Origin of the sequence: Microcoleus sp., assembly GCF_049646505.1 — a bacterium.
Taxonomy (GTDB): domain Bacteria; phylum Cyanobacteriota; class Cyanobacteriia; order Cyanobacteriales; family Microcoleaceae; genus Microcoleus.
In genome coordinates this window covers 1-8,540 of the sequence record NZ_JBARVX010000300.1, presented here as the reverse complement: position 1 = coordinate 8,540, position 8,540 = coordinate 1, and the positions used below count along the sequence as shown (strand labels likewise).

Genomic DNA, 8,540 nt, shown 5'->3' with positions numbered 1-8,540 from the left:
ACGCATATCCGGAGGCTCTGCCTCCATTTTCGCAGGCGAGACTCTTCAATAGTGATACCAATTTCATAAAGTAGCGCTAGATATTACCCCCCCAACCCCCCCTTATTTCGGGGGGGAGTGGGGGGGGTAGTAGCACATATGAAAGAAAAATGGTATGACATCGATTCCTAGGCTCTTAGCCTCTCAACCAGTTATTGAAAATGATGCGAGGATTGCTATAGTCAAGGAAAAAACAACTATTAAAACTCGTTATTACATTAGTAGTTTACCAAATGATGCTCAAAAACTTAGTGAATCAGTTCGCAGGCATTGGGAAATTGAAAATTATTTACATTGGGTATTAGATGTGGGTTTTCGTGAAGATGATTGTCGGATTATAAAAGATAATGCTCGGCAAAACTTTGCTATAATTAAACACATCTCGCTCAATCTTTTGATTTGATAAAAACACCTCAAAAACCGGAGCCAGAAATAAGCGACTTCGAGCCTGGTGGGATGATGACTATTTTACTAAGATTCTCACTGTTGCAGTTAACTAAATTCTCACGAATAACTCATTAATAACTATTGTCCAACCTGTAAACAGTGGTTGTAATATTTTTATTGTCTCAAAGTTCGCCTTAAGTAAAAACCACCATTAATCAGCTTCTATTTTATCTAAAAAGTCATTGCCAAGCGTGTCTGTAGCTTCTAAAAATGGTGAATTTATCTCAAAATATACTCACCGCTGATGAAGAGTGTTCAATAAGATGCGTTCCCCCTGGGTTGCAACCCTATTTACTTTCTAAAATTCCCTGATTTTCATCCGGCACAAATTCCGTAACAACTTGGCCGCCACCACCGTCACCCTTAACAATCACAGTTTGATTTTTAAGCTCTCCCGCCGCCCTCGGCCCAGTCAAACTAAACAACGGATTTAGTTGCTTGTAAACCACATTTCCTTCCGCGTCAAACGTCTGGTTAGTTAAATACCACGTTACGCGATCGGTATTTAATTGAGATTGACGTTTTTCCCCAATTCCTACCACATTTCCAGTTAAATAAAAAATCTTTTTCTCTAAATCTCCCCGTCCCGCATCCCCAGTCATTGTCACCTTTTCCACTCTGTGAAAAACCTTCACAGGCCCTGGCGAGATCACAGATTGAGCCGGAAAATTCCAACTCATCAAACTGCTTTCTATTTGCAGCGGCGGGTCTGATGGCATTAATTGAGCGTTTTTCGTTAATGTCGCAATCTTGGTTTTTAAGTCTACATCTACCTGGTCAGCAAAACCGCTGTCTGTTACTTTTTTATCTTTATATCTGTCAATTTGAGTCGGTTGGTCGCTGTTGATTTTTTGTTGCTCCACAAACCACACTAAGTGTTCGGTTCGCAATTGCAAAACCGGATCTTTCACATTTGCCACTACAGAGCCGAATAACTCTATCCTCTTCGCCCTGCTGAAAACCCGCGCTTCCTTTGCTGAAGCTGTCACCTGTTTGTTCTCTCCCGTCAAATTATTGCGAACAACTAAAATATCTTCCTTCGGCCGCCACTCCAGCTCGTTTCCGCGCAATACCAAGCCATTTTTTAGGTCAGTAGCGACGATGTTACCTTTGAGAAAAACCTGATTTCCTTCCTGAAATACCTGCCCGGTATCTCCCTGAATGTCGTATATTTCTTTACCGTCCTGAAACAATTTTCCCACTGGTTTCTGAACGTCAACTGTCTTTTGGTCTTTGCTGTAAACGGCAGTTTTTGAGTTAACTTTCCAGAAGGTTTCGCCCTTTTCGTTTGCTTGTTCTAGGGTTACTTTGTTCAATGTTAAACTGCTGTTTGCCTGCTGAGCGGTTTTGAGATCCTCTGCTAATTTGTTATTTTGAGTTTCTTGGGGAGCAGCACAAGCACTAATCCCCAAAATCAATGCTGCTAAAAATAGCAGCACGAATTTTGGGGATTTGAGATGGGAATTTTGAGATTGGAGATTAATCATTGGTAATCGATAATTGGGAATTGGTAATTGGTAATTGGGAATTGGTAATTGGTAGTTGGCTAATTAAAAACTCTCAATCAAAAATTTAAAATGTGTTATACTTTATCTAAATTTTTAACTTCTAATTTTTAATTATTCCACCCCTTACCCATTCCCCATTCCCCATTCCCCATTCCCCATTCCCTATTCCCCATTCCCCATTCCCCATTCCCCATTCCCTATTCCCTATCTGTCGTCGTGTTCTTCCATCAAGCTTAGACCCGACAGCGGGCGGTAAGCATAGTTAGGGCGCGATGTTTTTTGGATGTCATCCTTAATCATTTCTAAATCGATGTAGCGATCGGCTACATTAATTAAACTGTCACTGGTCATCGATCGCAAACTGACGACTTCCACCCGCACACCGCGATAGCTCACAGCATCGACAGCATAGGCCAAATCGCCGTCACCGCTGACCAAAACCGCTGTGTCGTAGGAACCGACTAAAGCCATCATGTCCACAGCAATTTCTACATCCAAATTGGCTTTCTTAGAACCATCTGGTAACTGCACCAAATCCTTAGAAATCACTCGGTAGCCGTTGCGACGCATCCACAGCAAAAACCCCTGCTGTTTCTCGTTTGTGCGATCGACACCAGTGTAGAAAAAAGAGCGTAACAGCCGCGAACCCGCAGTTAAACGGCACAGCAGCTTAGTGTAATCTATCTCAATTCCCAACTGTAAAGCCGCGTAAAAAAGATTAGAGCCGTCTATAAAAATTGCCACTCGACCCCGATTTTCGAGTACCTGTTCCGGAGTAAAAAGGTCGTTGCTTTCTATTCTATTCAACATGATTGTTATGCCTCAATTATTATGAAAGATTGGTTAAGGAAAAAGTGCTAATTCGTAATCTGTCATAGCACCCGATCGCTGGCTGCGAACTATGACGGTAATGTTTCCAGCAGTTCTAGCCGCTTAAACACTGGTTGGGGTTCTCCCAGAGTTTGGTTGGCTGGCATTGCGCCCCAGGCAGCATGAACTGCAAAAGTCGCTGAACTGTTAACGGCAACCCGATCGTTAAAGTCAATTGAAAAACCTAGCTGCTGATAGATAGCAGTGCTGATATTCGGGATAATCGGCGATAAAAGGTAAGATGCCAGTCTAACAGATTCCAGAACAGAATATAGCACTTGCTGGACACTTTCGAGCTGTCCTTGCTTGTACAAACTCCAAGGTGCTTGCACGTCAATAAACTTGTTACCGGCTCTAACTAATGCAAGTACAGCTTCGCAAGCCTTGCTAAAAGCCAATTCTTCGTAAAATCCCGCAACTCGATCGCCCAAATCCAGGCTCATACTCTTGAGAAGGTTGTCGCCGGAAATATTATCTGCTGATACATTTGGCACTGAGCCTCCGCAATATTTTCGAGCCATGTTTAAGGTGCGGTTAAGCAAATTTCCCAAATCGTTTGCTAGCTCAGCATTCAGTGTATTGATAAACCGAGTTTCGTTAAAATCGCCGTCTTCTCCGAAGTCAATTTCTTTGAGGAAATAGTAACGCACTGCATCAGCGCCGTATTTATTGACCAATTCTACTGGGTTTAAAGTATTGCCCTCCGATTTCCCCATTTTTTTGCCGTCTTTGGTCAAAAAACCGTGAGCGAAGACGCGGCCCGGCACCGACAAACCCGCTGACATTAACATTGCCGGCCAGTAAACTGCGTGGAAGCGGAGAATATCTTTGCCGATCAAGTGCAGGTCGATCGGCCACCATTTAGATAAAGCATTCTCTAACATCGGGTCGCTGTCCGGATCTAGCAAGGCTGTGACGTATCCCAGCAAAGCGTCAAACCAGACGTAAATGGTGTGACTCGAATCAACCGGTATCGGCAGGCCCCACGCGAGATTCACTCTCGAAATCGAAAAGTCTTGCAGGCCGGAGTTGACAAAGCTGAGAACTTCGTTGCGCCGACTTTCCGGGGCGATGAAGTCGGGACGTTCTGCGTACAAGGCCAGCAGTTGGTCTTGATATCGCGACAGGCGAAAAAAGTAGTTTTCTTCGTCGCGCCACTCAACTTCCTTGCTGGTGTGGATGGAACACCGATTTCCCGGTAACAAATCCCGTTCATCTTTAAACTCTTCGCAGGAGACGCAGTACCAGCCTTGTTGCTGGTTCAAGTAGATGTCGCCGGAGTTCCAGACGCGCTGGAAAAATTCTTTGACAATGTACTCGTGGCGGCGCGAAGTTGTGCGGATGAAGCGATCGTACTGGATGTCGAGTTGCTCCCACAGCGTTTCAAAGGCCGGAACTACTAAGTCGCAGTGAGCTTGGGGCGATCGTCCCAAACTCTCGGCCGTGCGCTGAATTTTCTGCCCGTGTTCGTCAGTCCCGGTAATCATCAACACAGATTTGCCCCGCAGCCGCTCAAATCTGGCTAGGGTATCGGCAGCCATAGTCGTGTAAGCGCTGCCAACGTGAGGTAAATCGTTTACATAGTACAGAGGCGTTGTGATTGCAAAGGTCTTCTTAGTTTTATCGGTCGATTTCATTAAACGTTAAAAGAAAATTCCCTAGATGGCGTTTCGATCTTAACTCAGCGTTTAAATCTTTGATGGACTGGCAATCAAGCTAAATTTACTGCAAGTTGTTTGCATTTGTCTAACCAGAGCTATTTCCAAAAGAAATATAGCTTTCTTATCAAGACTAATCTTTTTAAGTTGTTTTTGACGAACTCTCTAAAATGTCTTAATATTTTGACATTTTACTGACTTGTGGCCGCCTGGGATTGTCGATCGCGCGTCCTCAATTTATTTCTGGCAGACCAAATCGCCCCGCTTGGCATCTCCAAGCCGCGCCCGTGCGAAACTGTCGATCTCTCGATCGCCCGCAACTCCTGCCTGTTTCCGATCGGCTCGCGGAGGTAAAAACCGGGTTTTATATAAAAAATCTCTCGTGCAGGGCGAGTGCTGTAGTTTCTCGGCTTTCAGCCAGAACCTGAAAGCCGAGATTTTTTGTCAATTAACCCTGGTTGCTCAATGTTGTTGGCAGCGTATGAAGCGAAAGACAATAAAATTCCAAGCCTGTTAAGCTTGGGGCGATCGAATTAGCGCGCGTCTAACAAGCTATTAAGCTACGGGAGCATCTAACTGTCAAAACCTTATTTCATCAACTACCCAGCATCAAGCGGAGTACCGCCGCAGATGTGGGCGACGATCTGAACTCCACCGCAATCGAGAAAACCTAGATCAGATTTGGGCTTTGGTTTCACCCTTCGACACATCAGGGGATGCTGACAAGCTCAAGACTGCTCGTCCACTCTTGCCGGACAAGCAACGCTCTCATTGCCATATTTCGCGCACCAACTTGCATCGGCGTGTAACTCATGACTAAAACATTTGCAACGGAAGAATAGTCCTTTGTTCGGTCTATTAGCATCCGAATTATGTCCGCATTTAGGGCAACTTTTCGACGTGTAATGAGCCGGAACTTTAGTTGCTAACGAACCATTTAGATTGGCTTTGTAGTCAATATACCCGTGCAATTCGGCATAAGACCATTTAGCTTTGTTTCGATTGGCTCTGCGTCTCTTCTTGCTTGCCTTTTTACCCGATTTAGTTTTAAATCCTGTCCCGGATTCCGGTGAGGTTTTCCAGTCCAATCAGGGTGTTAGGTTTGGCAATGTCCTTGCTGATTTAGTGGTTCACATCAGCGATAAACCGTCTCTCTCTCCCAGACAGAGCGATTAACCTTCGCTTCGCTGAACGAGTGTATTTACGCTGAAGAGTCATCCGCGCTTTATGGTAGCGGTTAGCTTTATGTCTAATACCAATTTCATAAAGTAGCGCTAGATATTACCCCCCCCAACCCCCCCCGCGATTTCGGGGGGGCTAAGATTTGATCTGTACCACATATGAAAGAACAATGGTATAACATCTGAACCTGAGTAGAATTTAGACTTATTTTGCAAGTTTGTTTCCACTTTCTGCAGCTTAGCGCCATTGCTGGTTTTGCCTGCGTCAAAAGCAACTTGTCAAGTGCAATTCAAGGCATCTCGGTAGGCTTCTTCAGTCTGAGACACCAAAGCTTTTTGCTCGTCAGTCAGTTTGAATTTTAGCTTGGCGGTGATGACTCGGGACATTTTCTTCACAAACTCTGGTGTTATCGTATCTCGTGAAATCTAATATTGCAACAGGAGTCGAAGATTTGCTCGGCAGTCAGGCTGGGCGCGCATTCCTCCCGTCACTCAAGGTCGTACCGTGTTTGGTGCGGGACTCCTGCTGTCGAGTTGAACAATTACTTTTAAGGATGAATTCGGTTCTGTAACCGAATTAGAAACAGGGGTCGATCGCGCCGATAATCGGTGTTTAATCAATTAATGTATGTTTGCCGCCTGCCAAGACACGGTATAGCAGCGGCGGGTTGGCGATCGGGCAATTTCCATGCCTACCGTGCTAAAATTGTACCTTTGAATTCCACAACAGCCTCTTTTAACTCGCTCAAAAGAAAATATAAATTAATAACTGTTAACCTCCTATTCCACATTACCAATTCCCAAATTACCAACTACCAATTCTCTATTCCCTATGGTCATGACTGACTCTTCCTCCCTAGCCAACACCCTTTCCGAACCGCTGCGCCAGCCTTTTTGGTGGGCAGCCCTAGCCTCTGTCGGCCTTCACGGAGTGCTTGGAGTAGGTGCCCCGACGCTCTCAAACCTGATCTACGGTGGAAACTCCTCAAAAAAAAATATCCCCGGTGCAGTCGGCTTCGTACAGCTAACACCAGCTCAAGCGCAGCGCCTGCCACAAACTATACCACCAAAGCCCTCCAATGCACCGTTTTCGCTCGTCGCACCAGTTCCCGTGCCCGCCCCGCCCAAGTTAACCCCGCCCTTACCCCCCGCACCTCCATCCATCAACTTGCCCGCCCTGCCTCCGGGAATGCCCCCTCCTGGATTCTTTTCCCCTCTCCCTCCCCCTCTCCCGCCCCTAACAGCTCCAACAGCTCCGCAGCCTCTCCAAACTCAAGCCCCAACTCTCAGAAGCCCCTCCCTGACAACACCCACTATCCTGCCGCCATTGCCTCCCGGCAGTGTAATTTTTCCGCCGCTGCCCGGTAATTTCGATCGCAATATCCCGCCGCCGCCATCGCTGACAGAAGCGCCCCAGCTTCCCGGCGGGCAATCGGAAGACGAGGCAGAAACCCTCAAAAAAATCATAGCTAGTAGAAGCGGACTGCCGCTATTTCCAGACGGAGCTCCAGTCTTTACCCCCCAATTTCCAATTGTCGGCAGGAATTCGGGAATAGAGGGAGGGCCAAAATTAACTCAAAAAGATCCGAATAAAAGGAATCTGATTGCAGAAACTCCCGAAGAAAGACTCAGGAGGCAGGAATTTGACCGGGGACAGCAACAGCTAGAACAGCAGGGAGTTCCCGGTTCAAACTTACCCAGGGACAGAGAGACACAGCTTGCTGCTGCAGATACCTATGTTGCTTTGTTTAGAAGATTCCAAAAAGCTTATCCCGACTTGCAAATGACCGGGCCGACTCCTGTGAATGTCGCTTATCCGGCAGCAGCTTGTCCGCAAAAACTCGAAGGAGTAGCAGTTTTCGGAGCAGTTGTCAACCCTCAAGGCTTGCTCAAGGCCGAGCCGCAGGCGATCGTCCCCACGGGTTACAGTATTCTCGACAGTGCGGCTAAAACTGGGATTATTGACCCGGCCGTGATATTTCCAGCAGCCAGCACGCACAAGCTTTACCAAGTAGCTGTCGCGTTTAAATACGACGAAAAAATTTGCAGCGGCATTCCTGTAACCCCATCCAGGCCCAATCCACCAGGCCAGCAGCCAGCGCCCGCCCCGACAGGGCCCGCACCCAAGCCCGCGGCCTCCCCAGCACCTGCGGAAGTCAATCCCCAGTTTGAGAAGCCGCCCGCCGGCGAAAACAAACCGCAGCCCGGTGCCCAACCGTCGTCGCCCGCACCCAAGCCTGTGGCTCAACCGTCACCCTCGCCTGAACCGAAACCAGCCGCGGAACAGTCGCCTTCTCCTCAACCGCAACCCGCCAAAGAATCCCCGCAGCCGGAAGCTGCGCCATCTCCTGCCCCGGAAGTGTCGCCCTCGCCCGAAGCTGCGCCATCTCCTGCCCCGGAAGTGTCGCCCTCGCCCGAAGCTGCGCCATCTCCTGCCGCCGAAGTGTCGCCATCTCCTGCCCCGGAAGTGTCGCCCTCGCCCGAAGCTGTGCCATCTCCTGCGGCTACCGAAAATTAATTGGTAATGGGTAATTGGGAATCGCTAATTGCCAATGGGGAATGGGGAATTGGTAATATCCAATCTGCTTGCTTCACTATTGTGAGTTAGTAGTTAATAGGGTGCGTCAGCTTCGATATTTGTTGTTTCTCAAACAAATTTCTACTTACTGACGCACCCTACTTTCTTAACAAGCGAGATTGATTTCAATTGTATTAGACCTCTTGCCTCAGTCCTTTTAATCAAATTTTGGGACGATGCTCAAAGCCATCCCACAAGAAAAAAAGATTTTTGTGGGACGGGCTCTGGGGCCCGTCCTAATTATTTTTGCAAGAGGTCT

Annotated in this window: 5 protein-coding genes and 1 pseudogene; 2 read left to right on the top strand and 4 right to left on the bottom strand. The window is 47.2% G+C overall.

The features are described 5' to 3' along the window. Positions 1–220: 220 nt before the first annotated feature. A pseudogene (locus WBA89_RS15775) lies at positions 221–539 on the top strand (ISAs1 family transposase); the annotation flags it as partial. Between the two features lie 234 nt (positions 540–773). On the opposite strand, the gene lptC reads toward WBA89_RS15775, so the two are convergent. The 4 genes from lptC to WBA89_RS15755 all read right to left on the bottom strand — a co-directional run bounded on the left by lptC (position 774) and on the right by WBA89_RS15755 (position 5,493). Continuing rightward, positions 774–1,973: an LPS export ABC transporter periplasmic protein LptC gene (lptC, locus tag WBA89_RS15770; RefSeq protein ID WP_424407997.1), complete on the bottom strand. Its 1,200-nt coding sequence runs from the start codon at positions 1,971–1,973 to the stop codon at positions 774–776. Between the two features lie 225 nt (positions 1,974–2,198). Further along, a complete protein-coding gene (locus WBA89_RS15765; protein ID WP_006631885.1) occupies positions 2,199–2,804 on the bottom strand; it encodes an NYN domain-containing protein in 606 nt (201 codons plus the stop codon). 89 nt (positions 2,805–2,893) lie between these two features. Then, positions 2,894–4,501, bottom strand: a complete 1,608-nt coding sequence (gene metG / locus WBA89_RS15760) for a methionine--tRNA ligase (RefSeq protein ID WP_424407995.1) — start codon at positions 4,499–4,501, stop codon at positions 2,894–2,896. Between the two features lie 749 nt (positions 4,502–5,250). Continuing rightward, on the bottom strand, positions 5,251–5,493 hold the full coding sequence (locus tag WBA89_RS15755; RefSeq protein ID WP_424407999.1) for a zinc ribbon domain-containing protein: 243 nt from the start codon (positions 5,491–5,493) through the stop codon (positions 5,251–5,253). 1,048 nt (positions 5,494–6,541) lie between these two features. Between WBA89_RS15755 and WBA89_RS15750 the strand changes: the two genes are divergently transcribed. Next, a complete protein-coding gene (locus tag WBA89_RS15750) occupies positions 6,542–8,221 on the top strand; it encodes a hypothetical protein (RefSeq protein ID WP_424407993.1) in 1,680 nt (559 codons plus the stop codon). Positions 8,222–8,540: the final 319 nt, after the last annotated feature.

Excerpts from the sequence above, each read along its gene's own strand:
- lptC (WP_424407997.1), bottom strand. The coding sequence starts at position 1,973 with ATGATTAATCTCCAATCTCAAAATTCCCATCTCAAATCCCCAAAATTC.
- WBA89_RS15765 (WP_006631885.1), bottom strand. The coding sequence starts at position 2,804 with ATGTTGAATAGAATAGAAAGCAACGACCTTTTTACTCCGGAACAGGTA.
- metG (WP_424407995.1), bottom strand. The coding sequence starts at position 4,501 with ATGAAATCGACCGATAAAACTAAGAAGACCTTTGCAATCACAACGCCT.
- WBA89_RS15750 (WP_424407993.1), top strand. The coding sequence starts at position 6,542 with ATGACTGACTCTTCCTCCCTAGCCAACACCCTTTCCGAACCGCTGCGC.